Genomic DNA, 26248 nt, shown 5'->3' on the forward strand with positions numbered 1-26248 from the left:
TGAAAAAGGGGCCATAAAAAGGCCCCTAACCAAACTAGTACTACCTGGTTAATAAGGGCTCAACGAGCCAGACTTATTATTCAGCTTCTACTAAGCCTTCTTCTGCCTGCACAGCCAGATCTTGAGAACGGCCTTCGCGGACAGCAGTAGCAACAGCGCTCAGGTACAGGTTAACTGCACGAATTGCGTCATCGTTACCAGGGATGATGAAGTCAACGCCATCTGGATCGGAGTTGGTATCAACCACTGAGAATACCGGAATACCCAGGTTGTTAGCTTCTTTGATTGCGATGTGCTCGTGATCGGCGTCGATAACGAACAGCGCGTCTGGCAGACCGCCCATATCTTTGATACCGCCCAGGCTGTTTTCCAGCTTGTCCAGTTCACGAGTGCGCATCAGCGCCTCTTTTTTGGTCAGCTTGTCGAACGTGCCGTCTTGAGATTGGGTTTCCAGATCTTTCAAACGTTTGATGGACTGACGAACGGTTTTCCAGTTAGTCAGCATACCGCCCAACCAACGATGGTTCACGAAGAACTGATCGCAGTTGTTGGCCGCATCTTTTACCGCTTCGCTTGCTGCGCGCTTAGTACCAACGAACAGAATTTTGCCTTTGCGAGAAGCAATTTTGCTCAGCTCAGCCAGAGCGTCGTTGAACATTGGTACAGTTTTTTCAAGGTTGATGATGTGAACTTTGTTACGTGCACCGAAGATGAATGGCTTCATTTTCGGGTTCCAGTAACGGGTCTGGTGACCAAAGTGTACGCCAGCCTTGAGCATATCGCGCATGGAAACAGTTGCCATGATTACCTCTATTAATTAAGTATGGGGTTATGCCTCCACATGTCCCATTGCGCCGACCCCATCCGGTGAAACACCTCAGGAGCACCCCGGCGAACGTGCCGACATGTGTGTGTTATTTACACAAAGTGAGTTTAGTCGATGTCGTTGAATACCGTATAACCGATATCCAGCCGGATCATCGGCGCGCTTTATACCATAAATCCCCCAACGACACCAACATTTGTTATTCAATTGTCCACAAATCAGAATGATAGTTTGGCAAGCAAACGGCATGGCTGGTAACATAAGTTATTAGTTATCGCTCTTAATTTTTGTGCTTAACAGGCACCTGCGGACAATCATCAATGGCAATTTCAATTAAAACTCCTGAAGACATCGAAAAAATGCGCGTAGCTGGCCGTCTGGCTGCCGAAGTCCTGGAAATCATCGAACCCCACGTGGTACCGGGCGTAAGTACTGCCGAATTAGACAGAATCTGTCACGATCACATCACCAACAAGCAGCAGGCCATTTCAGCTTGTCTGGGCTACCACGGCTTCCCGAAATCCGTCTGCATCTCCATCAACGAAGTGGTGTGCCACGGCATTCCTAGCGAAGAACGCATTTTGAAAGATGGTGATATCGTCAACATCGACGTCACCGTAATCAAAGACGACTTCCACGGCGATACGTCAAAAATGTTTATCGTTGGCAAACCGACCATTCTGGGTGAGCGCCTCTGCCGCATCACGCAGGAAAGCCTCTATCTGGCGCTGAGAATGGTTAAGCCGGGCATTCGACTGCGCACGTTGGGTAAAGCGATCCAGCAGTTTGCGGAAGGGAATAACTTCTCCGTAGTGCGTGAGTATTGTGGTCACGGCATCGGCAAAGGCTTCCACGAAGAGCCACAGGTGCTGCACTACGATGCAGACGACGGTGGCGTCGTGCTGCAAGCGGGTATGGCATTCACGATCGAGCCTATGCTCAATGCCGGTGATTACCGTATTCGTACGATGAAAGACGGCTGGACGGTAAAAACCAAAGATCGCAGCTTGTCGGCACAGTACGAGCATACTATTGTGGTAACCGATAACGGCTGCGAAATAATGACGTTGCGAAAGGATGACACCATCCCCAACATCATCACGCATGAACAGTAAACACGAAGCCGGCAGACGCCGGCTTTTTTATGGTGTGCAGAAAGCACGCCCCCCTACGGGCCGTCGCAAGCGACGTTGAAAAACGCGCTCTGCGTTTTTTTATGGGCTGCGCTATGACAGATAACCGATTTTCGCCAGACAGTACACCACCTGACGCTGCCTCATCAAACAGCCCTACAGATCCTATTGCACCCGCGCAGTTGCCCGCATCACCGCTGACCTATGCAGATGACATGCTAGATTGTCAGACGTTAAAACAGCAGTTGGAACTGTTTCAGCTTTGGCTCGGTTCAGAATTCCGTTCCGGCGTCAGCGCAGAAAAGTTGATTGATGCCAGAACGTTGTTCATCGATCGCCTGTTGCAGCGGCTGTGGTACTTCTACGGTTTTGAAAATATCGCCCAAACATCGCTCGTGTCTGTTGGCGGATATGGCCGAGGAGAGCTGCACCCGCTTTCCGATATCGATGTGCTGGTATTAAGCCAGAAGGCGTTGAGTGAAGAACATTCCCAGCGCGTCGGCGAATTCATCACCCTACTGTGGGATTTGAAGCTGGAAGTCGGCCATAGCGTCAGAACGCTGGAAGAGTGCTTACAGGAAGGACGCGCAGACATTTCCGTCGCAACAAATCTGATCGAATCCCGCATGATATGCGGTGATGTCGCCCTGTTTCTTACGCTGCAAAAACACGTGTTCAGCGATGAATTTTGGCCGTCAGCCACGTTTTTCCCGGCAAAAATCGCCGAACAGCAGGAGCGTCATCAACGCTATCACAGCACCAGCTACAATCTGGAACCCGACATCAAAAGCAGCCCAGGCGGGCTACGCGACATTCACACGTTGCTGTGGGTGGCGAGACGCCACTTCGGCGCGACTTCACTCAATGAAATGGTGGGTTTCGGCTTTCTGACAGAAGCGGAGCGTAAAGAGCTGAACGAGTGTCAAAGCTTTTTGTGGCGCATCCGCTTCGCTTTGCATCTGATCCTGCCGCGTTACGACAACCGGTTGCTGTTCGACAGGCAGTTGAACGTCGCACAGCTACTGCAATATCAGGGCGAAGGCAACACGCCAGTCGAGCGCATGATGAAGGATTTCTATCGTATGACGCGTCGCGTCAGCGAGTTGAACCAGATGCTGTTGCAACTCTTTGACGAAGCGATTCTGGCGCTGGATGCAAGTGAAAAACCTCGCCCGATTGACGATGAATTTCAGCTACGCGGCAACCTGCTAGACCTGCGCGATGAAAACCTGTTTATCAAAAAACCGGAAGCCATCATGCGCATGTTCTACCTAATGGTACGCAACCGTGACATCAGCGGCATTTACTCCACCACGTTGCGCCAACTGCGCCATGCTCGTCGCCATCTCGCCAGCCCGCTTTGCACCATCCCAGAAGCGCGCCAGCTGTTCATGAATATTCTGCGCCATCCGCATGCGGTAAGCCGTGCGCTGCTGCCAATGCATCGCCACAGCGTGCTGTGGGCCTATATGCCGCTGTGGGGAAACATCGTCGGTCAGATGCAGTTCGATCTGTTTCACGCCTATACGGTGGATGAGCACACGATCCGCGTTTTGCTCAAACTGGAAAGCTTCGCCGGCGAGGATACGCGCCCCCAGCATCCGCTGTGTGTAGAGCTCTACCCTCGTCTGCCCCAGCCTGAGTTATTGCTGCTGGCCGCGCTGTTCCACGATATCGCGAAAGGCCGTGGGGGCGATCACTCTGAACTGGGCGCGCAGGATGTGCTGGAGTTTGCGGCGCTACACGGGCTGAATTCGCGTGAAGCGCAGTTGGTTTCCTGGCTGGTGCGCTGCCACCTGCTGATGTCCGTCACCGCACAGCGTCGCGACATTCAGGATCCCACTGTCATTCAGCAATTTGCCACCGAAGTGCAGAGCGAAACCCGCTTACGCTATCTGGTCAGCCTGACAGTTGCGGATATCTGCGCCACCAATGAAACGCTGTGGAACAGTTGGAAACAGAGCCTGTTGCGTGAGCTCTATTTCGCGACGGAAAAACAGCTGCGCCGCGGCATGCAAAATACCCCAGATTTACGCGAACGCGTCCGGCATCACCGCTTGCAGGCGCTGGCGCTGCTGCGCATGGACAACATTGACGAAGAAGCGCTGCACCACATCTGGAGCCGCTGTCGGGCCGATTATTTCCTGCGCCACTCGCCAAACCAGCTTGCCTGGCACGCGCGCCACTTGCTGGAGCATGACGTCAACAAACCGCTGGTGCTGATCAGCCATCAAGCTAGCCGTGGCGGTACAGAGATTTTTATCTGGAGCCCAGACAGGCCATATCTTTTCGCGGCGGTTGCCGGTGAGTTAGATCGACGCAACCTCAGCGTGCACGATGCGCAGATTTTTACCAGCCGCGACGGCATGGCGATGGATACGTTCATCGTGCTGGAACCCGACGGCAGCCCGCTGGCGCAGGATCGGCATGAAATGATACGTCACGCGCTGGAACAGGCGCTGACACATCGGCACTATCAACACCCGCGCGTACGCCGACCGTCGCCCAAGCTGCGTCATTTCAGCGTACCAACGGAAGTCAACTTCCTGCCGACGCACACGGACAGACGCAGCTACATGGAGCTCAGCGCACTCGATCAACCAGGGCTGCTGGCACGGATCGGTGAAATTTTTGCCGATCTCAACCTGTCGCTGCACGGCGCGCGAATTTCCACAATCGGCGAGCGGGTAGAGGATCTTTTCATTCTGGCCGACAGCGACAGACGGGCATTAAAGCCGGATTTACGCCTTAAATTGCAAGAACGGTTGACAGAAGCCCTTAACCCAAACGATAAAGTATCATTGAGTTAATTTTTACAATCAGGAAAGAGAAATCAGGATGCACCAACAATTACAGAACATCATTGAGACGGCTTTCGAGCGCCGCGCTGAAATCACTCCGGCAAACGCAGACACCGTCACGCGTGAAGCCGTCAATCAAGCTATCAACCTGCTGGACAGCGGCGCCCTGCGCGTTGCAGAGAAAATCGACGGCCAATGGGTTACCCATCAATGGCTGAAGAAAGCCGTGCTGCTCTCTTTCCGAATTAACGATAACCAACTTATCGAAGGCGGAGAAACACGCTTTTTCGACAAAGTACCCATGAAATTCGCTGACTATGATGAAGCGCGTTTCCAGCGTGAAGGCGTGCGCGTTGCACCGCCGGCCAGCGTGCGTCGCGGTGCCTATATCGCACGTAATACCGTGCTGATGCCGTCTTACGTCAACATCGGCGCTTACGTTGATGAAGGCACGATGGTGGATACGTGGGTAACCGTAGGTTCTTGTGCTCAGATCGGTAAAAACGTTCACCTGTCCGGCGGCGTCGGCATCGGTGGTGTTCTGGAGCCGTTACAAGCGAACCCAACCATCATCGAAGATAACTGCTTCATCGGTGCGCGTTCTGAAGTCGTGGAAGGCGTTGTCGTTGAGGAAGGTTCCGTCATCTCTATGGGCGTGTTCATCAGCCAAAGCACCCGTATTTACGATCGTGAAACCGGTGAAATTCACTATGGCCGCGTCCCAGCGGGCTCCGTTGTGGTTTCCGGCAACCTGCCGTCCAAAGATGGCAGCCACAGTCTGTACTGTGCAATCATTGTGAAGAAAGTGGATGCGAAAACCCGCGCGAAAGTGGGAATCAATGAGTTATTACGCTCCATCGACTAAACTAGAAACGGCGGGTTATTCACCCGCCGTTTTTTTATGCTCGAACGATAAGTTATTTATATGTTCCCTAAATAATTCGAGTTTCAGGCAGGCGGCAAGCGAAGGACAAATTCGTCTGGAACGAATTTGACCAGCCAGCGGCTGGCCTTCGGTGAGAGACAGGATGTCTCTCATTTCATCCCGATGAGCTTACTCGGGTAAGTGATTCGGGTGACTGAACGCAGCCAACGCACATGCAACTTGAAGTATGACGGGTATATCTAAAAACCGAGAAGGTGACGCTATGTACGACAATCTAAAAAGCCTGGGCATTACCAATCCCGATGATATCGATCGCTATAGCCTGCGTCAGGAAGCAAACAACGACATCCTAAAAATCTATTTTCGTAAAGATAAGGGCGAGTTTTTCGCTAAAAGCGTGAAGTTCAAGTATCCACGCCAGCGCAAGACCATCGTGGCAGACAATTCTGGACAGGGCTACAAAGAGATCAACGAGATCAGCCCAAACCTTCGCTATGTAATTGATGAATTGGACAAAATCTGCCAACAGGAACAGGTTGAAGTCGATCTGAAACGCAAAATCCTTGACGACCTGCGTCATCTGGAAAGCGTGGTTTCCAACAAAATTACCGAAATCGAAGCAGATTTAGAGAAACTAACCAAGAATCGCTAAGCACGATTATCTCAACAGGCCGCAACGAAAACGGGAGCGCGACAGGCTCCCGTTTGTCATTTCAGCACGGCATCACTGCGCATCAACCAAATCAGCCCATGCTTCAACCCACGGGCATGAAATCACTTCCGGCTCTGGATGCTCGACTGCATCAACGTCCAACACATCGCCCAGACGCTTAGCACCGATTTCCTGCAATAAGGCATCGAAAAGATGGCCACCCGCGCAGAAATTCGGGTAACTGCTGTCACCCAGCGCAATCACGCCATAGTGCAGCGCGGGCTGGTAACCGCCTTTATCACGCAGTGCGGCATAAAGCGGAACAATAGAATCAGGCAACTGGCCTTGTCCCGTCGTCGACGTGACAACTAAAACCGTCTGCTCGCGGTAGTCCAGCCAGGATTCCAGCGTCGCATCTTCAAAGACCTTAACCTCATGGCCACGATCCTTGAGGATATTTTCGGCTTCTTCGGCCACCAGCAATGCATTCCCGTAGACCGTACCAACAAAAATACCAATCTGCGCCATGCTTCTGACTCCCTGTTTAATTCGATATGTTGGATATAAAAGTAATACGGCAGTAATAAGACAGAGCTACTGCCCAGCGAAATGATCGCTATCCTGACCTGAGTCGGCAGGAAACTCAACCCCTTCAAACTCAGGGAGAATCCCCTGCCAGCCAAACTGTGTCATCACGCCCTGCCACGGCGCATCCCAACGCGCCTGCAACGTCAATGGCTGACCGCTCACCGGATGATTCAGTTGCAACTCGCTGGCATGCAGCATGAGCCTGCCGCAGGAGAAGTGCGATTCCATGCCGCGATTGTGTCGCAGGTCGCCGTGCGCGGTATCGCCAATAATCGGATGGTGGATATGTGACATATGGCGGCGGAGTTGGTGCTTGCGTCCGGTCTGTGGTTTCAGCTCCATCAGACTGTAGCGTGCCGTTGGGTAGCGGCCGATGGCGACCGGCATTTCGACCTGCGCCAAGGAACGGTAATGCGTGACAGCAGGCTGCGGCGCCTTATCAGGATTGGTAAACTTGTCGGCGATCTTGTCCAGCTCTTCAGTGAGCGCATAATCGATCACACCATCATCCAGCACATAGCCCCGCACAACGGCATGATACATTTTTTGCATCTGGTGTGATTCAAACTGCTGTGATAGCGCACGGGCCACCTCGCTGGACAACGCGAGCAGCAACACGCCGGATGTCGGCCTGTCGAGACGATGAACGGTATACACGTGCTGGCCGATCTGATCGCGCACGGTCTGCATCACCACGACTTTTTCTTTGCGATCCAGCCAGCTACGATGGACTAACCAGCCACTGGGTTTATTGACGGCAACCAGATGCTCATCCTGATAAATAATCTCAAGCATCGTGCACTGCGCCATCCTGTACATCGGGGGCGAATAGCTCATCGAGCAGTTTGATACGCAACAGAACCGCCGCTGTTTCTTCTGGCGACCCTTCCAGCGCGTCTTCGAAATAAGGCAGTAAAGCCAGTTCAGCGGGCAGCGCCAGATCGCTGTCCAATAACGCATGCATGCGCGGCAAAAAAACCCACTGCAACCACTCTTCGGGTTTCATGGTATCGAGGCTAAAGGGCTCCGTGCTGTTAAACGCCTGCTCTTCCGGTGGGACAACCTGCCAGAAAGCGCTTTCCCTCAGTGCGCGCTCAATATCTAATAATGACTGACGAATCTGGTTCTCTCTGCTCATGCGGTTTCTCCCCCTTGACGCCAACAGTAATGGCGGCAAAGCATAGCACTGATATCAGCCAGTGCCCAATCGTCGCATGTTGGCGATACGCTATCGATGATACCCCCTCCAGTCACAGGCAAAAAATTGGGGGTACTGATTGCTCAGTACCCCCGGTTCGTTTTATAGCTATCCCGCTACACATTTGCATCCCTGCTCATCCGTGAAAACTTTTCCTTTTTGGTCGTCCTAACCCACAATCCTTGCTGGCGTCCCACTTTCTTCCTGACGTTTCCATCCTGTATCTTCCGTGATTCAATCCCTTTAGGCTCCTGCCCCACCGATATTCCTAATCGGCTCTCGGTCTCCTTCCTGGAGGTGTCCCTGATTTCATCCTGAAATCATGTTTCTTCCTGAAAACTGTTTTTCTTCCTGAAAACAACGCTTCTTCCTGAAACGACTGTTTCTTCCTAAAACAGTGTTTATCCTTAAAACAGCGTTTCTTCCTGAAACAATGCCTCTTCCTGAAACAATATCTCTTCCTGAAACAATATCTCTTCCTGAAAACAACCCGAGTGCAGTAACGTTATTTTGTTACCTATAGTAACTGTTACACACACTGTAACCGGTTACTAACTTAAGTAATAAGATGTATTAATTGTCAGCTTTCAGCAAGGGGTAATTGACAGTGTTTCTCAACACCCCTTAAGTGACACTGCGAATTTTTATTGTAATTAACTAATTAATAATGAAAAAATTAAAATGAAACATATTTTCAACATTAAAGATAAGACATTTCTTACAGAGAATGTAAGAGATCTCTCACAAAGCAGAAAGTGAAATTCGATTAACCATTAGACCGCTAACGGCTTAAGGCCAGAAAGAAACACCGCCAGCGTTGGCGCTAAAGTCTGACGTTTTTTCGTGCCAAATTCTTCCAGGATAATTTCCCCAGAAACATTACACAGCGACACCATTGTCAGCTCCGAATCGGTTGTCGCTAAAAACAGCGTCGGAGTGAGCTTAAGGCGCTTCTGCGTTAATAAATGACCAATCAGATTCTCCTGCATCCGAGTGAAATCCTCTTCGCTCCACACCTGCAACAACTGGCACGATAGCGAATCAAACTGCGCCGCCATATCCCCAGCATACTGCGCGGTGTAAAAAGCATGAACATCAGGATGCAGGCTGATTTCCAGCGCACGTTCCACACCATCCAATGCGGCTGAAGGAACAAAAGGCTGCGGCAGCCAGTGAACGGTATCGTCATGATTTTCGACAATACACGGGGAAGGTATACCGTAAAGCGCTTCACTGGCAGGCAAATGCCCCTTTTCCTGCTGCCAACAGGCAACATAGCGCTGGGTAAACGCCGCCAGCGCTGAAACAACCTCATGCTCCATAATTTTTCTCATCACTCTTTTAGTCAGGTTACACTATTCGCCATCACGCTTATCACATCAAGGTAACAGCATGTCCGTCTATGACAAGCATCAGGCCCTGAGCGGGCTGACACTGGGCAAACCCACTCCCTATCATGACCGCTATGATGCCGCACTTCTGCAACCCGTGCCACGTAGCCTGAACCGCGATCCACTCGGCATTTATCCTGACAGCCTGCCGTTTCATGGTGCGGATATCTGGACGCTCTATGAGCTTTCCTGGCTGAACAATCGCGGCGTACCTCAGGTAGCCGTTGGTGAAATGCATCTCAATGCGGAAAGCCTGAATCTGATTGAATCAAAAAGTTTTAAGCTGTATCTGAACAGCTTTAATCAAACGGCATTCGACAGTTGGGAAAGCGTTCGCGCAACGTTAGCCAAGGATCTGGCGCATTGTGCACAAGGGGATGTCAGCATCACGCTTTTCAAACTCAACGAGCTTGAAGGCCAGCCACTAGCGGGATTCACAGGCGAGTGCATCGACGACCAAGACATCCAGATCGACAGCTACGACTTCAACGCCGACTATCTGGCGACCAACGAACAGGACGCGCCAGTCGTTGAAGAAACGCTGGTCAGCCACCTGCTGAAATCCAACTGTTTGATCACCCATCAACCCGACTGGGGCTCGGTACAGATTCACTATCGCGGCAAGCGTATCAACCGTGAAGCACTGCTGCGCTACATTGTCTCATTTCGTCATCATAACGAATTTCACGAACAGTGTGTGGAACGAATTTTTAACGACATCATGCACTATTACCAGCCGGAAAAGCTCAGCGTGTATGCCCGTTATACCCGCCGCGGCGGGCTGGACATCAACCCGTGGCGCAGTAACACCCCGTTTACTGCACCAAATGGCCGCCTGCCGCGCCAGTAACCGGCCGATAAATCTCAGGCTTGCACGGATATATGCGTAGCGTCACGCAAGTTAGGCAGCAAACTTCTGCCAACATTGGAAAAAATGATGGCAGCGCGTTAAGGTGGTGTGCCAGACAACAAAAGATCCATAACGTCTGAACGGTGCTCAAGTAGGTTTCATTTAGGCCGAGGTATTTAACGCATGCGCGTAGCGCCTTAAATGAATGACATTCGTGCCGTGCTGCTGAAACGTCGAGCGTGTAATAACGGAACGTGCTCTCGGCAGCCAGCATGGCATCGCGAATTATATTGCGTTTCAAGGAGCAAAATTGATTACACATATCAGCCCATTGGGATCGATGGATTTGTTATCGCAGTTGGAAGTGGACATGCTGAAAAGCACAGCCAGCAGCGATCTCTACCGTTTGTTTCGCAACTGTTCCCTCGCCGTACTGAATTCTGGTAGCCAGACAGATAACAGCAAAGAGCTACTGTCTCGTTATGAAGATTTTGATATCAACGTGCTGCGCCGCGAGCGCGGCGTCAAACTGGAATTGGTGAACCCGCCGGAAGACGCCTTCGTTGACGGCAACATCATTCGCGCCTTGCAGGCTAACCTGTTCGCCGTATTGCGCGACATTCTGTTCGTCAATGGCCAAATCGCCAGTGCAGGTCGCTATCAGAACCTGAATCTGGAAAATTCCGCCCATATCACCAATCTGGTGTTCTCTATCCTGCGTAATGCCAGAGCGCTCCACGTCGGGGAAGAACCGAACATGGTGGTCTGCTGGGGCGGCCACTCGATTAATGAAATCGAATACCAGTATGGCCGTAAAGTGGGCAGTCAGCTCGGCCTGCGTGAACTGAATATCTGCACGGGCTGCGGTCCGGGTGCGATGGAAGCGCCAATGAAAGGTGCTGCCGTCGGTCATGCGCAGCAGCGCTATAAAGAAGGACGCTTCATCGGCATGACTGAACCGTCCATCATTGCCGCTGAACCACCGAATCCGCTGGTCAATGAACTGATTATCATGCCAGATATCGAAAAGCGTCTGGAAGCGTTTGTCCGTATCGGACACGGCATCATTATTTTCCCCGGTGGGGTCGGAACGGCGGAAGAGTTCCTCTATCTGCTGGGCATTATGATGAACCCAGAAAACAGCGAGCAGGTGCTGCCGATTATCCTGACCGGGCCAGAGGAAAGTGCCGACTATTTCCGCGTGCTGGACGAATTCATTGTTAGCACGCTGGGCCGTCAGGCGCGTCGTTACTACTCGATCATCATTAATGATGCAGCAGAAGTCGCCCGTCAGATGAAGAAAGCGATGCCACTGGTGAAAGAAAGCCGCCGCCACACGGGCGATGCCTACAGCTTTAACTGGTCACTGCGCATCGCACCCGATCTGCAACTGCCTTTTGAGCCGACACATGAAAATATGGCCGCCCTCAATCTGCATCCGAATCAGCCGGCTGAAGAGCTGGCTGCCGCGCTGCGCCGGGCGTTCTCCGGTATTGTGGCCGGCAACGTGAAGGAAGTCGGTATTCAGGCGATTGAGCAACGTGGGCCGTACAAAATTCACGGCGACCCGCAGATGATGAAAAGCATGGATACGCTGCTACAGGGCTTTGTCGCACAACAGCGCATGAAGCTGCCCGGCAGCGCCTATATCCCCTGCTACGAAATCTGCGCCTAACGGTTCACCGCTCGATCGTACCTCTGTGGGGAAGCCTAGCTTCCCCCTCTTATCACATCAGGAATTACGCGATGCCCGTCCATTTGCTGATTGTCGACGCGCTCAATCTGATACGTCGCATTCATGCGGTACAAGGTTCGCCTTGTATCACGGCATGCCAACATGCGCTGCATCAACTCATACAAAACAGTCAGCCTACGCACGCGGTGGCCGTCTTTGATGATGAAGATCGCGATACCAGTTGGCGTCACCAACTCTTGCCTGACTACAAGGCAGGACGCACGCCAATGCCGGAGAATCTGAAGCAGGAACTCCCGCAGATTAAAGCGGCCTTTGCCGCCGTTGGTGTAGCCAGTTGGCATAGCCCCGGCAATGAAGCCGACGATTTGGCGGCTACACTGGCCGCCAAGTTGTCATCCGCAGGTCATCAGGCAACGATCGTGTCGACTGACAAAGGGTATTGCCAGCTACTGGCTCCACACATTCAGATCCGGGATTACTTTCAGAAACGCTGGCTGGACCTGCCGTTTATCGAACAGGAGTTTGGTGTGTCACCGCAGCAGTTGACGGACTACTGGGGGCTAGCTGGCATTAGCAGCAGCAAGATTCCGGGCGTAGCAGGCATCGGCCCTAAAAGTGCCACACAGCTTTTGCAACAGGCAGGAAGTCTGGAGGCGCTGTATCAACAGTTGGATACCGTACCGGAGAAGTGGCGTAAGAAGCTGGAGCAGCATAAAGAAATGGCGCTGATCAGTCGTCAGGTCGCGACGCTACGTACCGATTTAACGCTTAATGGCAATCTACAACAACTGAGGCTGCCAGTGCAGAATAGCGCTCAGCCGCATTCTCACTAGCGGATGAATACGGATGCGTACCTGAGTAACCTCAGATACGCACCTGCTCGAAACTATCGCTCGTCGCGACGGCCGGGCACCGCGCTCCAGAAACGACGAACATGCACGGTGATTTCCTCACGGTCATGGTACAAATGCTTGGCATGCACTTCAGCATTAACGCCATTTTCGCTCAAGCGCTCACGCAGCATGGCCAGATTCTGTGAAACCTCTTCATAGCGCTTCTTCATCGGCAACTTCAGGTTGAATATCGCTTCACGACACCAGCCCTTGATCAGCCAATCACTCATCAGGCTGGTGACTTTCGCGGGCTTTTCCACCATATCGCACACCAGCCAATACACGTTATTACGCGGCACTTCAAAGCGGAAGCCATCCGCCTGATGGTGCATCACCTGTCCGGTATCCATCAGGCTCGGTGCCATTGGTCCGTTGTCTACCGCATAAACCATCATACTGCGTTTAACCAGTTGGTAAGTCCAGCCGCCGGGGCAGGCACCTAAATCCACCGCATACATGCCGCTGCCCAGACGCTCATCCCACTCGTCGGCAGGAATAAAGACGTGAAACGCTTCTTCCAGCTTAAGCGTCGAACGGCTTGGCGCATCAGAAGGGAACTTGAGGCGTGGGATCCCCATATAAAACGGTGAATTGTTATTGCTATAAGAATAACCGGCATAGCAGCAGCCGGGCGCAATAAACAGCACATGCAGCACCGGACGATCCGCTTTTTCATAACCCAGCAGAATTTTGTGCTCACGCAATGCCGCGCGCAGCGGTACGGTGAATTTGCGGCAGAACTTCATCAGCTCTTTGCTTTCATTGGTGTCGGGAACTTCGACGCGCAGCTCTCCCGCGCGTTCAATGGCTCCCGTCAGCATACCCACGATTGGCGTGATGCGGTCTTCTGACGGCAGATCGCGCAGCAGTTCACCGCTCAGGAACATCTGGCGGGCAAAAATCAGTTCATGAAACGGCAGCGTTTTGACCAGACGTTCAGCATCTTCATGCTGATAGCATTCAAACACAACGTAGCCACTGTTCTCTTTTACCCGCGCGAAGCCGAAAGCATTATGCTGCGTGGCTTTTTCCGTTATTTCCGCCGCACACTCTTTCTCAAACCCAGGGCGGCAATACAAAATGACTTTATTCATGGCGTTTAGCCTTTCTCTTCAGACGCAGTGCGCCAACCAATATTAATATCCACCCCACCAGAAAACAGGCTCCGCCAATCGGCGTCACATAAACCCACAGTTTCAGGTGAGAAAGCGCCAGACAGTACAAACTTCCGCAGAAGAGTACCGTTCCCAACGCCAGAAAAACGCTGCTCCAGTAAAACCACAGATTGGTTCGCTGTTGCATCGCAACCGCTAACGCCAGAATCGCCAGCGTATGAAATGCCTGATATTCAAGGCCGGTATGTAGCCAGCCCAGCTCCGTTGCGCCCAGCGTTTTGCTGAGAACGTGAGAGCCAAACGCGCCCAGCGCGACAAAAGTGAAGCCGCTGATAGCAGCAAACACCAGCATGAAACGACTATTCATCGTAGTTACCTATAATCGTTGTTATCTATCATCGTAGCGACCTGCATGGGTTATCTACGTGGGTTATTTGGTCAATCCCTCTTCGACAACCAGCGACACGGCTTCAGCGCGTGCCGTTGTCATAGCGGAAGCGAAATTTTTCCTGTTCGCTGGCTGCCCGCGCCAGAATCCAATGGCGAAAGGCGGCTATTTTACCCAGTTCTGCCTGACTGTCATGACATACCAGATAAAAAGCATTCCGGCTGACCAGCACATCGTTAAACGGACACACCAGTCGCCCGGCTTCGATTTCCGTCTGTGCCATCACATTATTCGCCAGCGCCACGCCCTGCCCGTGAATCGCCGCCTGCAACACCATCGCGCTGTGGCTGAAAATCGGCCCTTGCTGCACGTTAATCTGCACGCCAAGCTGGCGCGTATAGGACAGCCAGTCACGACGCGACGCATCATGCAGCAGCGTATGTGCCACCAAATCATCCGGCGTTTTTAACGGGTGATTCCCCGTCAGCAATACGGGCGAGCAAACCGGCAGCAGATATTCGGCATACAGCTTTTCAACCCGCAGCCCCGGCCAGTTTCCCCGACCATAGAAAATCGCGACATCCACATCATCCGCCAGACGATCTTCATCGCGATCCACCGCCTGAATACGCACATCAATCCCCGGATAGTCGGAGTTAAAACTCGAAAGACGCGGCACCAGCCAATGAATAGCAAAGCTGGGCAGCAAGCTGACCGTTAACGCGCCTTTGGCGCTGCGGGATTGCAACTTACGGGTTGCCTCATTCAAAGAGGAGAAGATCTCTTTGATATCAAGATAGTAACTTTGCCCCTCTTCCGTCAGTAGCAGGGAGCGATTACGACGGCGGAATAATTTAAGCCCCAGGAAATCTTCCAGTGACTTAATCTGGTGGCTGACGGCAGCCTGCGTGACAAACAGTTCTTCTGCTGCTTTGGTAAAACTTAAATGGCGAGCCGCCGCATCAAAAACGCGCAATGCGTTGAGCGGAGGGAGACGTTTTGACATGAATGAAATCTTTTGGTTTACGCTAAATCAGCGATTTATCAGGCACATTCGTACCCAATAACGCTTAAGATGCAGAAAGGCGACAATCGGAAATCGCCCCAGTCGCTCCGCTGTCTGCGCGTTCAAAGCCATCGACAGCGGCCAACCTCTCTACAACGAAAAGATGACGGGTACATATATTAGTTTTTGTAATCCGAGACATTATAATTTGTCCGTTGAGGATGTACCAGCAAATACCTATATTAGCGCAACTTCCTGGGCCGGAACGAAAAGTGCGGAGGGGTGACCTGAGGTGCTTTTGGCTTGTGGTTGTGATGTTGTGTTTGCTATTTGTTTGTCTGCCTTTTGCAGATGTGGTAGCGAGTCTACCCTGTTCACTTCCTGTACATTTACCCTGTCTGTCCAAAGTGATTTTTTATGTAGCACCGCGAATTGCGGTGCTTTTTTTTGCTTACGTTTCACACCTGAATGCTATGACACGCTGATCTAGCCTCTGGCATAACTTAACAGGCAACGTGTGATGATATACCCGTCATACTTCAAGTTGCATGTGCGTTGGCTGCGTTCACTCACCCGAATCACTTACCTGAGTAAGCTCATCGGGATTCCTTCTCTTGCCGCCTGCCTGAAACTCGAATTATTTAGGGTATGAGCAAGCGGCACTATTTCCCTTTCGCCATTTCTTTCACATTATCACGGTTAATTTGCTGCTGCTGACCGTAGGCATCGGTATAGCTGATCATACCCGTCTCATCATCAACCTTCGGTTTCCCCTCTGCGACGATGGTACGACCGTCATTAGTATGCATGACGTAATTACTGGAACAGGCTGCCAGAGAAAACGCCATCACGATAGCGGCAAAAATAGAAATTTTATTCTTCATAGTTAACCATCAATGAATTTAAATGTTTTCTAGTTAACCTTATTCATCAGGAAATCCTGAAAATTAACACTTTAAAGCGTAGCAATAGTTGCTTTTTTTTCCATAAAATCGCATTAGGCATAGTCCTAAACTTGTCTCTCTCGACAAAATGGGACAGGATCTGCCCTCCAAAAGAGGATGCTCATGACACCGTTTAACCCCGCCACCTTTCGCCAACAGTTTCCCGCTCTCCAGCATTCGACTGTCTATCTTGATAGTGCCGCGACCGCACTGAAGCCGCAGCCCGTCATTGATGCGGTGCAGGCGTTCTATGGTAGCGAGAGTGGTACGGTGCATCGCAGCCAGCATCGCGGCGCGCAGGCGTTAACCCAGCGTTTTGAAGGCGCTCGTGAGCAAGTCGCCACGTTACTCCACGCCGACGATCCGCGTTCCATTGTCTGGACCAGAGGCACGACGGAAGCGATCAATCTGGTCGCGCAGAGCTATGCGCGCCCTCGCCTTCAACCGGGCGACGAGATCGTCGTGAGCGAAGCGGAACACCACGCTAACCTTATTCCGTGGCTGATGGTGGCGCAGCAAACGGGCGCTAAGATCGTGAAGTTGCCGATAGGCGCGGACTTGTTACCGGATATCGAACAGTTAGCCACGCTGATCACGCCAAAAACCCGCCTGCTGGCGCTGGGACAGATGTCAAACGTGACAGGTGGCCAGCCCGATCTGGCGCGGGCGATTGCGCTGGCTCACCGCTATGGTGCGGTAGTAATGGTTGACGGTGCGCAGGGCATTGTTCACTGCCCGCCCGATGTACAGGCACTGGATATCGATTTCTATGCGTTTTCCGGGCACAAGCTTTATGCTCCAACCGGGATCGGCGTGCTGTACGGCAAAACTGCCTTACTGGAAAGCATGATGCCGTGGCAAGGCGGCGGGAAAATGATGACGCAGGTTTCCTTTGACGGCTTCAAACCGCAGGCGATTCCACAGCGTTTTGAAGCGGGAACCCCCCACATTGCTGGCGTGCTTGGCCTGTCTGCGGCACTAGACTGGCTGACCACGCTGGACTGGCACGCCGCAGAGCAGCACAGCCAGCAGTTAGCACAGCTTGCCGAAACGCATCTGGCGCAGTTCCCCGGCTTTCGCAGCTTCCGTAGCCCGCAGTCCAGCGTATTGTCCTTTGATATTGCCGATGTGCACCACAGCGATTTGGTTACGCTGTTAGCCGAAAGCGGCATCGCACTTCGTGCTGGGCATCACTGTGCGCAGCCATTAATGGACTCGCTCGGCGTCAGCGGCACGCTCCGTGCCTCGTTTGCCCCCTATAACAACCAACAGGATGTTGCTGCACTCATCGCCGCAGTGGGCAGCGCCCTTGAATTATTGATCGACTAAACCATGACCCAGACAACTGACACTATGCATCCTTTTGACTACATGCATCCTTTTGGTCACCACACCACCGTCGCCGACCTGCTGGCGCGATTCGATGCCTGCCGCGCGTGGGAAGATCGCTATCGGCAGCTCATTTTGCTGGCAAAGGCGTTACCAACGCTGCCCGACGTGCTGAAAACCGAGGAAGTTTCATTATCCGGCTGTGAAAATCGCGTCTGGCTGGGTTATCAGCGTCAGGAAGACGGCAGGCTGCATTTTTACGGCGACAGCGACGGGCGCATTGTGCGGGGATTACTGGCGGTATTGTTAACCGCCGTTGAAGGAAAAACGCCAGAAGCGCTATTGCAGCACGATCCGCTGGCGCTGTTCGATAGCCTGGGGCTACGCGCTCAGCTCAGCGCTTCACGTTCAAGCGGGCTGGCGGCGCTGGCCGCCAGAATCAAGGAAATTGCCGAACAAGAGGCTTCACTCAAATAGAACCATTCAGGCTATTTATTTCTGCAATTCAGACGCCCTTTCTCTTTTCGCTATCATCTTCTTCAGCGCATGAGATACCGCAACAAACCCAAAGGTTGCGGTAACCATTGTCGCGGCGCCAAAGCCTGACGCACAATCCATCCGCATCACCCCATCGGCCGTGCTGCGAGACGCACAGACGGAGCCGTCAGGCTGCGGATAAACCAGCGGTTCGCTGGAAAATACGCAGTCGATCCCCAGTTTCCCTTTGCTGTTCTTCACCACGTTAAAATCGTTCTTGAGCCGTTCACGCAGCTTGGCGGCCAGCGGATCCTGAATGGTTTTCGCCAGATCGACCACCTCAATGCGGGTCGGATCGATCTGTCCACCCGCACCGCCAGTTGTCACTACAGGGATCTTATAGCGGCGACAGTAGGAGAGCAGCGCCGCCTTCGGGCGCACGCTGTCGATGGCATCAATCACATAGCTGAAATTCTGGTCGAGCAGCTCGGCCACGTTTTCCGCGCTGATGAAATCATCCACGCAGGTGACGTGACATTCTGGGTTGATCGCCAGAATACGTTCAGCCATCACTTCCGTCTTCGACTGCCCAGTATGCTGACGCAGCGCGTGGATCTGCCGATTGGTGTTACTGACACACACATCATCCATATCGATCAGTGTGATCGCGCCGATGCCGGTACGAGCCAGCGCCTCAGCCGCCCAGGAGCCGACGCCACCAATGCCAATCACGCAAACGTGAGCCTGAGAAAACAGCGCCAGCGCCTGTTGACCATATAACCGCGCGGTGCCGCCGAAGCGTTGCAAATAGGCTTCGGATAATTGCGTACTCATTCAACCAACCTTACGAAAACAAAATCACAGGAAAATAAAACAGCGAGAAAAAGCGGCTCAGGATAGCGCTAAACCCGCACGACATCTACCAGACAGCTCATAGCATTCGGCCCCTGCGTCAGCGGCGAGGTGCCGATATCCAGCGTCAGTACATTTGCATTTCCTGATTGTTCAACCGGATGCCACGTTTTCTGGCCGAAGCCGGGTTCAAACCAGGCACCGGTGGACATAATCACCACGCCCGGCGTGACGCCGTCGGTAATCTGTACGCCCGCCAGAATACGGCCACGCGCGTTTCTGACTTCCACCTGAGAACGGTCGACGATATCCCGTTTGGCGGCATCCTGCGGGTGCATGTACAGCGTCTCTTTTCCTGCGGTTTTATTCGCAGCAACCTGCGGCGTAGCAGCCAACTGACTGTGCAACCGGTCAGATGGCTGAATGGAAATAAAGTGCAGCGGCCATTCTTCCGAGCTTTTGGCTCCCAGCCATTCAACGGGAGGCTGCCACTCAGGATGCGGCGCAAAATCGGCATAGCCATAGCTGGCGATGGCCGAGCTGAACAGTTCAATTTTACCGCTTGGCGTACTCAGCGCATGCTGCTGCGGATCGCGGCGGAAATCCTCAAAGAACACAAACGGCTTTTCATCCATTGGGATTTCTACATGTCCCTGCTGCCAGAATTCCTCAAATGACGGCCAGCTGTCAGCGGCATCCCGCTGCCTTGCTCGGCATTCGTCATACAGATGTTCCAGCCATTGCTGCTCGCTACGGTTTTGCGTGAATGCGTCGCCATAGCCCAGACGCTCCGCCAGTTCGCTGAAGATATCCACGTCATTACGCGCCTGATGCTGCGGCGCAATCGCCTGATGCATGGCAAAGATAAAGCGATCGCGGGACGACCCGCCGATGTCATTACGCTCCAGCGTGGTGGTGACGGGCAGCACGATGTCCGCCATCTGCGCCGCGGGCGTCCAGACGATATCCTGCACAATCACCGTATCCGGCTTACGCCAGCCGTCCACCAGACGGTTCAACTGCTGGTGATGATGGAATGGGTTACCGCCCGCCCAGTGAATCAGATGAATATCGGGATAAGTATGGGTTTCGCCCTGAAAGGTATAAGGCGTTCCCGGATGCAGTAGCATATCGGCAATACGTGCCACGGGGATCGCCTGCCCCGCGTTCGGGGTTGACGGAGACGCGGGCGCAGGCGTTGAAATACGCTCGTTGCCGACGCTGTTCATCGAACCGTGGCCGAAGGAGAATCCACCGCCCGGTAACCCCACCTGTCCCAGCATGGAAGACAGCGCAATCATCATCCAGTAAGGCTGTTCGCCACGGTGTGCGCGCTGCACGGAGTAAGAGCAGGTAATAAAGCTGCGTACGCCAATTAACTGCTGCGCCAGACGTCGGATGCACTCGGCAGGAATACCCGTGATGTCGCTGGCCCATTCGGGGGTTTTCACCACACCGTCGCCGCGACCGTGCAAATAGTCACTCAATTGCTCGTAGCCAACGCAGTAGCGTTGCAGGAAATCCTTATCGTCAGCGCCCAAACGTTGAATCTCATACCCCAGTGCCAGCATCAGGGCGACATCAGTATTCGGGCGGATTGGAATCCACTCGGCATTCACAAATTCAGGACAATCATCGCGCATCGGGCTGATGTTAATGACAGGAATGCCTTTCGCCACCAGCGCTTCCAGCGCAGGCTTAAGCGTATGGTGCCCAGCACCGCCGGAGGCCACCTGGGCGTTTTTCAGCGCCAGACCGCCAAACGCGAGGAAAATATCACAGTGCTCGGCGACGCTGCGCCATTCGGTTACTTTGCCCGTCAGCGGGTGGAAAGTGCCGATCACGTACGGCAGGAAGAACTGCGCCGCGCCCCAGCTGTAATTGCCCTGCTGATCGACCGCGCCACCGCCGGAAAAATAGAAGCGTCGTACCTGAGAACGCGCATGGTGATAGCGCCCGGCAGATGACCAGCCGTAGGAACCGGCGAACATGCCGTCCGCACCGTAGCGATCGCGAATACGACGATTTTCCTGCGCAACCAGATCGAGTGCGACGTCCCAATCCACCTCAACAAAGTCCTCCCGGCCGCGCAGCGTTCTGTCGCTGTTTTCGCGTTTCTGAAGCCAGGAACGACGCACCGAAGGCCGACGGATACGCCGGTCGGAATACACCAGCGGTACGATGGAATCGAGCATGGCGGACGGTGCTGGATCGTCAGCAAACGGCTCGCACCGAATCAGTCTGCCGTCTTCAACCACAGCGGTAAACGCGCCCCAGTGCGCAAGATGTGGATAACGTTTAATCGCCATGACAACCTCAGAGAAACATCAATTTTGTTGATAATTAACCAGCAGTGAAGATCCTGAACCGTTCGCAGTACTGCTTTGCGCGTTCTTCAACACCCAGACTCGGCCATAGTGGTTATAGAAGCCCGCCGAGTGACCGGCATCCGGCCCAATGCCCTGATACATATCGAAGTGCTGGCCTTTAATCGCCCCGCCGACATCCAGCGCAATCATCAGGCGCATTTCATACTTGCCGGTGAATTTGCCAACGTTATCCAGCAGCGGCACTTCCATTAACAGAGCCGTACCTGCCGGGATCAGCGAACGGTCAGAGGCAACAGAGGCTTTCGCCACCAGCGGCACGGCGCTAGCCCCTTTGACGGGCGCAGACATCATTGGCTTAAAGAACACAAAGGAAGGATTCTGCTCAAACAGTTCACGCACTTCATATTCAGAATGCTGCTCCGCCCATTTGCGGATCGCCTGCATCGACATATCTTCACGCGCAACTTCACCACGATCGATCAGCACCTTACCAATACTGCGGTAGGCATGGCCGTTTTTGCCAGCGTAACCAAAGAACGTCAGCGGACGTCCATCGCCAAAATCAATATAGGCGCTGCCCTGCACTTCCATCATGAAGTTATCGACCAGCGAGTTAGTCCAGGCGAGAACCAATCGTTCATCCAGCGCACCTGAATAAATACCGGCGCGATCTGGCAGTCGACCGTTCTTTTTGCCTTTTGACGGCATAGCATATAAAGGATGGCGGAATTCCCCCTGACGGGTATGGCGCGCCTGCAACACTGGCGTGTAGTACCCCGTGAACTGCACGTTACCAAAGTTATCAACGCCTTCCATCTGCCAGGCGTTCAGACCAAACTTGCTCAGCTCGCGGGTATCGGCACCGGACATCATCCAGTTTTCAATCGCCTGAAAGGTCGTATTATTGCGCGAGTACAGATTAGGTGACGCCGACCGAATTTCAGAAACCTGGGTCATGAAATCCCGTGCGTTGACCGGTTTTCCTTTAGCATTAGGCTCATTGACCAATTCCAGAGGCTGGTTGAGGTGACCATCTTTATATTGCTGCCCGCGATCGGTTGGCCTGGATTGGCACCCCGCCAGAATGGCAATGACCACTGCGGTCAGCACGTATTTTCCCCACCGTCCCTTCATCTTTGCGCTCGCTTTTTACATCAAAAAATTTACCGTCGAACGATAACAAACGGCTATCGAGAAAGGAATGGGAGAGCACATAAATCCACGGGTCAAACGAATGCCACTCGGCACACGGCATCGTAAAAAATCGATTTTTCTGTTAATCGTCGTATTCCGTTCACAAAACCATCCATTCGGTGACAAATCAATCCGATCGATGATAAATTAACCACCCAACAACCCAATGCCGCGTTTTTTACAGAAATAGGTTGCATCAATGTTCATGACGAGTATAGTGCGCATCCACGGACGCGGGGTGGAGCAGCCTGGTAGCTCGTCGGGCTCATAACCCGAAGGTCGTCGGTTCGAATCCGGCCCCCGCAACCAATTGATGTGAGTCGTCCATCAAGAGATGTGAAAGCAGTAAAAATAAGTCATTACGGACGCGGGGTGGAGCAGCCTGGTAGCTCGTCGGGCTCATAACCCGAAGGTCGTCGGTTCGAATCCGGCCCCCGCAACCAATTGATGTGAGTCGTCCATCAAGAGAAGTAAAGATAAGTCATACGGACGCGGGGTGGAGCAGCCTGGTAGCTCGTCGGGCTCATAACCCGAAGGTCGTCGGTTCGAATCCGGCCCCCGCAACCAACTAAGACTAAAACGATAAAGCACCTTAACGGGTGCTTTTTTGTTTTCTACGTCATCTATTTTCCATGCAGTTCCTATACCGCACCCCAGACCTATTTATTCCCTCTGAACCGCGCCAGCAAGACGCGGTCACCGCACGTGCTACATCGACAACATCAACTACCGTTCGGCCTGACTGGCAAAGTAGGCTTTAATTCCTGCAAAAATGGATTCCGCAATTTGCTGCTGGAAATGGCTAGTGCGCAGCTTACGCTCTTCTTCCAGATTACTGATAAAGGCCGTCTCAACCAGAACAGAGGGGATATCTGGGGCTTTCAGTACTGCAAACCCGGCCTGATCGACGCTGTTTTTGTGCAGACGATTCACCTTGCCCAGCCGGGTCAGGATATCTTTACCAAACTTCAGACTGTCGCTGATGGTCACGGTCTGCACCAGATCGAACATGGTGTGATCCAAATAGCGATCGCCGCTCATGTTCACCCCACCGATCAAATCCGATTCGTTCTGGGTCTCTGCCAGAAATCTGGCAGCGGTACTGGTTGCCCCTTTCTTCGACAGCGCAAAAACCGACGATCCTCTTGCCGATCGATTGGTAAACGCATCAGCATGAATCGAAATGAACAGATCGGCACGCTGCTTGCGCGCTTTCGCCACCCTTACGCGCAGCGGAATGAACACATCTTCATTACGCGTCATATAGGCTTTCATGTTGGATTCATTGTCGATCAGCTTGCGCAAGCGGCGAGCGATTTGCAGCACGATGTCTTTCTCGCGCGTTTTATTCTTGCCAATCGCACCGGGATCTTCACCACCGTGACCGGGGTCAAGCATGATAATCAGCGGACGATCCCACCCTGCTTTCCCAGCTTTCGGCGCTTCTGCCGGCAGCGTACGTTCCAGATCGCCTTTGTTGTAATCCTCCAGCAGCGCCAGCAGCGGATCGTCTTCGTTGTCGTAGCGCCCTGCCGCAGGATACAAATCCAGCACCAGCCGGTGCTTGAATTCAGCCACTGGCCCCAGCGTAAAGACCTTGGTCGTCGCCTGCTGCTTGAGTTCCAACACCAAGCGCACCGTGGTTTTATCAAACTGGCCGATACGCGCTTCTTTAATCAGGGCGTCGTTATCTGACGTAAACTGGCTGGCGATCTCCTTCAGCACGCTGTTCAGATGAACATTTTCGATATCCACCACGATGCGTTCAGGATGACTCAGACTAAACTGTTTATATTTCAGCGGGTGATTGGATTCCAGCGTGACGCGGGTATAGGCGGAGGACGGCCAGACGCGCACGGCAACGACCTGTGTCGTCGCCGCTATCCCTACACCACTTACGCTTAACAGCCAGGTTGCTGCTGCGGTTTGTAATAGACGCCGTCGAGTCAAATGATGATTCGAATGAGACATGCCACTCCGATCTGATTGCTGTGCGCTATCCTGTGCTGTTGTGTTGCCAGTGCACTGGATAGGTCATTAAAAAATGAATAAAGGTAAAAATTGTCAAAAACTTTAACGAATCTATCCCACTCTGTCATGCAAAAATCATGTGCAGGCCTTATAACAGGCGGATATCATAAATTTGAAGCATTAACCTCGCTTTTCTGGTTAATACTTCCTCTTGCCTTTTACGTCATAAAGAATAAAAATACAGAAATTACGAATAAAAATGCAAAGAGGGCTCGCAGTGAAGGAACGGAGTACAGAACTGGTTCAGGGCTTCCGCCATTCAGTTCCCTATATCAATGCCCACCGTGGCAAAACGTTTGTCATCATGTTAGGTGGCGAAGCCATTGAACATGCCAACTTCTCTAGCATCGTAAATGATATCGGGCTGCTACACAGTCTGGGGATCAAGCTGGTGGTGGTTTATGGCGCTCGTCCCCAGATCGACGCCAACCTGACAACGCATCACTACGAGCCTCACTACCATAAAAACACCCGCATCACCGACAGCGCCACGCTGGAGCTGGTCAAGCAGGCGGCGGGAATGCTGCAGCTGGACATCACCGCTCGGCTGTCGATGAGCCTGAACAACACACCGCTGCAAGGTGCCCACATTAATGTCGTCAGCGGTAACTTTATTATCGCGCAGCCGCTTGGCGTTGATGACGGTGTGGATTACTGCCACAGCGGCCGTATTCGTCGTATTGATGAAGAAGCGGTTCACCGCCAGTTGAATAGCGGCGCGATTGTGCTGCTCGGTCCGGTTGCCGTGTCAGTCACGGGTGAAAGTTTCAATTTAACCTCGGAAGAGGTCGCGACCCAGCTCGCCATTAAGCTGAAAGCGGAGAAGATGATCGGCTTCTGCTCCTCGCAGGGCGTGACCAATGAAGAAGGCAACATCATTTCCGAGCTGTTCCCTGATGATGCACAGCAGCGTATTGATGCACTGGAACAGGCTGGCGATTACCATTCGGGTACGGTCCGATTCCTGCGCGGCGCGGTCAAGGCCTGCCGTAGCGGCGTGCGCCGCAGCCACCTGATCAGCTATCAGGACGACGGTGCGCTGTTGCAGGAACTGTTCTCACGCGACGGCATCGGTACGCAGATCGTGATGGAAAGCGCCGAGCAGGTTCGCCGTGCGACCATCAATGACATTGGCGGTATTCTGGAGCTGATTCGCCCGCTGGAAGAGCAAGGCATTCTGGTCAGACGCTCGCGCGAGCAGTTGGAAATGGAAATCGACAAATTCACTGTCGTGGTACGCGATAACCTGACTATCGCCTGCGCCGCGCTTTATCCGTTCCCGGAAGAGAGCATTGGCGAAATGGCCTGCGTCGCAGTTCACCCGGATTACCGCAGCTCATCACGCGGCGATATGCTGTTACTGCGCGTTGCCGCTCAGGCACGTCAACAAGGTCTGCAAAAGCTGTTTGTACTGACGACGCACAGCATCCACTGGTTCCAGGAACGCGGCTTTTTACCCGCCGAAGTGGAAATGCTGCCGAAGAAAAAGCAGGCGCTGTACAACTACCAGCGTCGCTCGAAGATTCTGGTGCTGGATCTCTGAGTTATTCCACTCGATAACACTTCTCGTGGCCGACCGTAAAGTCGGCCACGATCTTTCATCCGCTTATGGCCGCTTGCCAAACTCACCGCTCACGTTGTTCATTTCAATAAGCCATCAGACAGGGA

23 protein-coding genes and 3 tRNA genes are annotated in these 26248 nt (G+C 52.9%); 13 read left to right on the forward strand and 13 right to left on the reverse strand.

The features are described 5' to 3' along the window. Positions 1 to 76 precede the first annotated feature (76 nt). On the reverse strand, positions 77 to 802 hold the full coding sequence (gene rpsB, locus DMB82_RS15690; protein WP_102118277.1) for a 30S ribosomal protein S2: 726 nt from the start codon (positions 800 to 802) through the stop codon (positions 77 to 79). A gap of 344 nt (positions 803 to 1146) precedes the next feature. Between rpsB and map the strand changes: the two genes are divergently transcribed. From map to DMB82_RS15710, 4 genes are all read left to right on the forward strand, one after another. Then, positions 1147 to 1941, forward strand: a complete 795-nt coding sequence (gene map, locus DMB82_RS15695) for a type I methionyl aminopeptidase (protein WP_102118278.1) — start codon at positions 1147 to 1149, stop codon at positions 1939 to 1941. Between the two features lie 113 nt (positions 1942 to 2054). Continuing rightward, positions 2055 to 4769, forward strand: coding sequence for a bifunctional uridylyltransferase/uridylyl-removing protein GlnD (glnD, locus tag DMB82_RS15700; protein WP_102118279.1), 2715 nt, complete (start codon positions 2055 to 2057; stop codon positions 4767 to 4769). A gap of 28 nt (positions 4770 to 4797) precedes the next feature. Further along, on the forward strand, positions 4798 to 5625 hold the full coding sequence (gene dapD, locus DMB82_RS15705; RefSeq protein WP_039490396.1) for a 2,3,4,5-tetrahydropyridine-2,6-dicarboxylate N-succinyltransferase: 828 nt from the start codon (positions 4798 to 4800) through the stop codon (positions 5623 to 5625). Between the two features lie 283 nt (positions 5626 to 5908). Continuing rightward, positions 5909 to 6298 carry a DUF3461 family protein gene (locus tag DMB82_RS15710; RefSeq protein ID WP_010284811.1) on the forward strand — a complete coding sequence of 130 codons (390 nt, stop codon included), beginning with the start codon at positions 5909 to 5911 and terminating at the stop codon, positions 6296 to 6298. A gap of 72 nt (positions 6299 to 6370) precedes the next feature. Here the strand turns inward: DMB82_RS15710 and DMB82_RS15715 are convergent, their stop codons facing one another. From DMB82_RS15715 to syd, 4 genes are all read right to left on the reverse strand, one after another. Then, positions 6371 to 6826 carry a flavodoxin gene (locus tag DMB82_RS15715; protein ID WP_102118280.1) on the reverse strand — a complete coding sequence of 152 codons (456 nt, stop codon included), beginning with the start codon at positions 6824 to 6826 and terminating at the stop codon, positions 6371 to 6373. A 66-nt stretch (positions 6827 to 6892) separates the two neighbouring features. Continuing rightward, complete coding sequence (gene truC, locus DMB82_RS15720; protein ID WP_116163954.1) at positions 6893 to 7681, reverse strand: tRNA pseudouridine(65) synthase TruC; 789 nt, start codon at positions 7679 to 7681, stop codon at positions 6893 to 6895. Continuing rightward, positions 7674 to 8024, reverse strand: coding sequence for a YqcC family protein (locus DMB82_RS15725; RefSeq protein WP_102118282.1), 351 nt, complete (start codon positions 8022 to 8024; stop codon positions 7674 to 7676). The genes truC and DMB82_RS15725 overlap by 8 nt, the downstream gene beginning before the upstream one ends. An 833-nt stretch (positions 8025 to 8857) precedes the next feature. Further along, positions 8858 to 9406 (reverse strand): SecY-interacting protein, encoded by a 549-nt coding sequence (syd, locus tag DMB82_RS15730; RefSeq protein WP_116163956.1) that lies wholly within the window; start codon positions 9404 to 9406, stop codon positions 8858 to 8860. Between the two features lie 70 nt (positions 9407 to 9476). On the opposite strand from syd, the gene queF reads away from it, so the two are divergent. The 3 genes from queF (at position 9477) to xni (ending at position 12854) form a co-directional block, all read left to right on the forward strand. After that, positions 9477 to 10325 carry an NADPH-dependent 7-cyano-7-deazaguanine reductase QueF gene (gene queF / locus DMB82_RS15735; RefSeq protein ID WP_102118284.1) on the forward strand — a complete coding sequence of 283 codons (849 nt, stop codon included), beginning with the start codon at positions 9477 to 9479 and terminating at the stop codon, positions 10323 to 10325. A 310-nt stretch (positions 10326 to 10635) separates the two neighbouring features. Beyond that, a complete protein-coding gene (ppnN, locus tag DMB82_RS15740) occupies positions 10636 to 12000 on the forward strand; it encodes a nucleotide 5'-monophosphate nucleosidase PpnN (protein WP_102118285.1) in 1365 nt (454 codons plus the stop codon). A gap of 71 nt (positions 12001 to 12071) precedes the next feature. Next, positions 12072 to 12854: a flap endonuclease Xni gene (xni, locus tag DMB82_RS15745; RefSeq protein WP_039552223.1), complete on the forward strand. Its 783-nt coding sequence runs from the start codon at positions 12072 to 12074 to the stop codon at positions 12852 to 12854. Positions 12855 to 12907: 53 nt separating this feature from the next. Here the strand turns inward: xni and rlmM are convergent, their stop codons facing one another. The 4 genes from rlmM to DMB82_RS15765 form a co-directional block, all read right to left on the reverse strand. After that, the gene (gene rlmM / locus DMB82_RS15750) at positions 12908 to 14008 is read right to left on the reverse strand and encodes a 23S rRNA (cytidine(2498)-2'-O)-methyltransferase RlmM (protein ID WP_102118287.1); all 1101 of its coding nucleotides are present in this window, start codon (positions 14006 to 14008) and stop codon (positions 12908 to 12910) included. Next, positions 14001 to 14396: a DUF423 domain-containing protein gene (locus DMB82_RS15755; RefSeq protein WP_116163958.1), complete on the reverse strand. Its 396-nt coding sequence runs from the start codon at positions 14394 to 14396 to the stop codon at positions 14001 to 14003. The genes rlmM and DMB82_RS15755 overlap by 8 nt, the downstream gene beginning before the upstream one ends. 103 nt (positions 14397 to 14499) lie before the next feature. Next, a complete protein-coding gene (locus DMB82_RS15760) occupies positions 14500 to 15423 on the reverse strand; it encodes a transcriptional regulator GcvA (protein ID WP_010296350.1) in 924 nt (307 codons plus the stop codon). A gap of 662 nt (positions 15424 to 16085) precedes the next feature. Then, positions 16086 to 16307: a YgdI/YgdR family lipoprotein gene (locus DMB82_RS15765; protein ID WP_005975888.1), complete on the reverse strand. Its 222-nt coding sequence runs from the start codon at positions 16305 to 16307 to the stop codon at positions 16086 to 16088. A 183-nt stretch (positions 16308 to 16490) separates the two neighbouring features. Between DMB82_RS15765 and csdA the strand changes: the two genes are divergently transcribed. Both csdA and csdE read left to right on the forward strand, forming a co-directional pair. Further along, on the forward strand, positions 16491 to 17696 hold the full coding sequence (gene csdA, locus DMB82_RS15770) for a cysteine desulfurase CsdA (protein WP_102118288.1): 1206 nt from the start codon (positions 16491 to 16493) through the stop codon (positions 17694 to 17696). A 3-nt stretch (positions 17697 to 17699) separates the two neighbouring features. After that, positions 17700 to 18173 carry a cysteine desulfurase sulfur acceptor subunit CsdE gene (gene csdE / locus DMB82_RS15775; protein ID WP_102118289.1) on the forward strand — a complete coding sequence of 158 codons (474 nt, stop codon included), beginning with the start codon at positions 17700 to 17702 and terminating at the stop codon, positions 18171 to 18173. A gap of 15 nt (positions 18174 to 18188) precedes the next feature. On the opposite strand, the gene tcdA is transcribed toward csdE, so the two are convergent. From tcdA to mltA, 3 genes are all read right to left on the reverse strand, one after another. After that, complete coding sequence (gene tcdA, locus DMB82_RS15780; protein WP_116163960.1) at positions 18189 to 19007, reverse strand: tRNA cyclic N6-threonylcarbamoyladenosine(37) synthase TcdA; 819 nt, start codon at positions 19005 to 19007, stop codon at positions 18189 to 18191. 68 nt (positions 19008 to 19075) lie between these two features. Then, positions 19076 to 21334, reverse strand: coding sequence for a molybdopterin-dependent oxidoreductase (locus DMB82_RS15785; protein ID WP_116163962.1), 2259 nt, complete (start codon positions 21332 to 21334; stop codon positions 19076 to 19078). 18 nt (positions 21335 to 21352) lie between these two features. After that, positions 21353 to 22489: a murein transglycosylase A gene (gene mltA, locus DMB82_RS15790; protein ID WP_116163964.1), complete on the reverse strand. Its 1137-nt coding sequence runs from the start codon at positions 22487 to 22489 to the stop codon at positions 21353 to 21355. 292 nt (positions 22490 to 22781) lie between these two features. On the opposite strand from mltA, the gene DMB82_RS15795 reads away from it, so the two are divergent. The 3 genes from DMB82_RS15795 to DMB82_RS15805 all read left to right on the forward strand — a co-directional run bounded on the left by DMB82_RS15795 (position 22782) and on the right by DMB82_RS15805 (position 23116). After that, a tRNA-Met gene (locus DMB82_RS15795) sits at positions 22782 to 22858 on the forward strand. Positions 22859 to 22915: 57 nt separating this feature from the next. After that, positions 22916 to 22992 (forward strand) — tRNA-Met (locus DMB82_RS15800). Positions 22993 to 23039: 47 nt separating this feature from the next. Next, a tRNA-Met gene (locus tag DMB82_RS15805) sits at positions 23040 to 23116 on the forward strand. A gap of 159 nt (positions 23117 to 23275) precedes the next feature. Here the strand turns inward: DMB82_RS15805 and amiC are convergent. Then, the gene (gene amiC / locus DMB82_RS15810) at positions 23276 to 24520 is read right to left on the reverse strand and encodes an N-acetylmuramoyl-L-alanine amidase AmiC (RefSeq protein ID WP_116163966.1); all 1245 of its coding nucleotides are present in this window, start codon (positions 24518 to 24520) and stop codon (positions 23276 to 23278) included. A 259-nt stretch (positions 24521 to 24779) separates the two neighbouring features. Here amiC and argA point away from each other — a divergent pair, with 259 nt between their 5' ends. Continuing rightward, complete coding sequence (gene argA, locus DMB82_RS15815; protein WP_169743505.1) at positions 24780 to 26123, forward strand: amino-acid N-acetyltransferase; 1344 nt, start codon at positions 24780 to 24782, stop codon at positions 26121 to 26123. Positions 26124 to 26248 lie beyond the last annotated feature (125 nt).

Origin of the sequence: Pectobacterium aquaticum (genome assembly GCF_003382565.3) — a bacterium.
GTDB classification, from domain to species: domain Bacteria; phylum Pseudomonadota; class Gammaproteobacteria; order Enterobacterales; family Enterobacteriaceae; genus Pectobacterium; species Pectobacterium aquaticum.

What these genes read in the sequence shown, in the direction of transcription:
- rpsB (WP_102118277.1), bottom strand. Translation starts at nt 802, where the DNA reads ATGGCAACTGTTTCCATGCGCGATATGCTCAAGGCTGGCGTACACTTT.
- map (WP_102118278.1), top strand. Translation starts at nt 1,147, where the DNA reads ATGGCAATTTCAATTAAAACTCCTGAAGACATCGAAAAAATGCGCGTA.
- glnD (WP_102118279.1), top strand. Translation starts at nt 2,055, where the DNA reads ATGACAGATAACCGATTTTCGCCAGACAGTACACCACCTGACGCTGCC.
- dapD (WP_039490396.1), top strand. Translation starts at nt 4,798, where the DNA reads ATGCACCAACAATTACAGAACATCATTGAGACGGCTTTCGAGCGCCGC.
- DMB82_RS15710 (WP_010284811.1), top strand. Translation starts at nt 5,909, where the DNA reads ATGTACGACAATCTAAAAAGCCTGGGCATTACCAATCCCGATGATATC.
- DMB82_RS15715 (WP_102118280.1), bottom strand. Translation starts at nt 6,826, where the DNA reads ATGGCGCAGATTGGTATTTTTGTTGGTACGGTCTACGGGAATGCATTG.
- truC (WP_116163954.1), bottom strand. Translation starts at nt 7,681, where the DNA reads ATGCTTGAGATTATTTATCAGGATGAGCATCTGGTTGCCGTCAATAAA.
- DMB82_RS15725 (WP_102118282.1), bottom strand. Translation starts at nt 8,024, where the DNA reads ATGAGCAGAGAGAACCAGATTCGTCAGTCATTATTAGATATTGAGCGC.
- syd (WP_116163956.1), bottom strand. Translation starts at nt 9,406, where the DNA reads ATGGAGCATGAGGTTGTTTCAGCGCTGGCGGCGTTTACCCAGCGCTAT.
- queF (WP_102118284.1), top strand. Translation starts at nt 9,477, where the DNA reads ATGTCCGTCTATGACAAGCATCAGGCCCTGAGCGGGCTGACACTGGGC.
- xni (WP_039552223.1), top strand. Translation starts at nt 12,072, where the DNA reads ATGCCCGTCCATTTGCTGATTGTCGACGCGCTCAATCTGATACGTCGC.
- rlmM (WP_102118287.1), bottom strand. Translation starts at nt 14,008, where the DNA reads ATGAATAAAGTCATTTTGTATTGCCGCCCTGGGTTTGAGAAAGAGTGT.
- DMB82_RS15755 (WP_116163958.1), bottom strand. Translation starts at nt 14,396, where the DNA reads ATGAATAGTCGTTTCATGCTGGTGTTTGCTGCTATCAGCGGCTTCACT.
- DMB82_RS15760 (WP_010296350.1), bottom strand. Translation starts at nt 15,423, where the DNA reads ATGTCAAAACGTCTCCCTCCGCTCAACGCATTGCGCGTTTTTGATGCG.
- DMB82_RS15765 (WP_005975888.1), bottom strand. Translation starts at nt 16,307, where the DNA reads ATGAAGAATAAAATTTCTATTTTTGCCGCTATCGTGATGGCGTTTTCT.
- csdA (WP_102118288.1), top strand. Translation starts at nt 16,491, where the DNA reads ATGACACCGTTTAACCCCGCCACCTTTCGCCAACAGTTTCCCGCTCTC.
- csdE (WP_102118289.1), top strand. Translation starts at nt 17,700, where the DNA reads ATGACCCAGACAACTGACACTATGCATCCTTTTGACTACATGCATCCT.
- tcdA (WP_116163960.1), bottom strand. Translation starts at nt 19,007, where the DNA reads ATGAGTACGCAATTATCCGAAGCCTATTTGCAACGCTTCGGCGGCACC.
- DMB82_RS15785 (WP_116163962.1), bottom strand. Translation starts at nt 21,334, where the DNA reads ATGGCGATTAAACGTTATCCACATCTTGCGCACTGGGGCGCGTTTACC.
- mltA (WP_116163964.1), bottom strand. Translation starts at nt 22,489, where the DNA reads ATGAAGGGACGGTGGGGAAAATACGTGCTGACCGCAGTGGTCATTGCC.
- amiC (WP_116163966.1), bottom strand. Translation starts at nt 24,520, where the DNA reads ATGTCTCATTCGAATCATCATTTGACTCGACGGCGTCTATTACAAACC.
- argA (WP_169743505.1), top strand. Translation starts at nt 24,780, where the DNA reads ATGCAAAGAGGGCTCGCAGTGAAGGAACGGAGTACAGAACTGGTTCAG.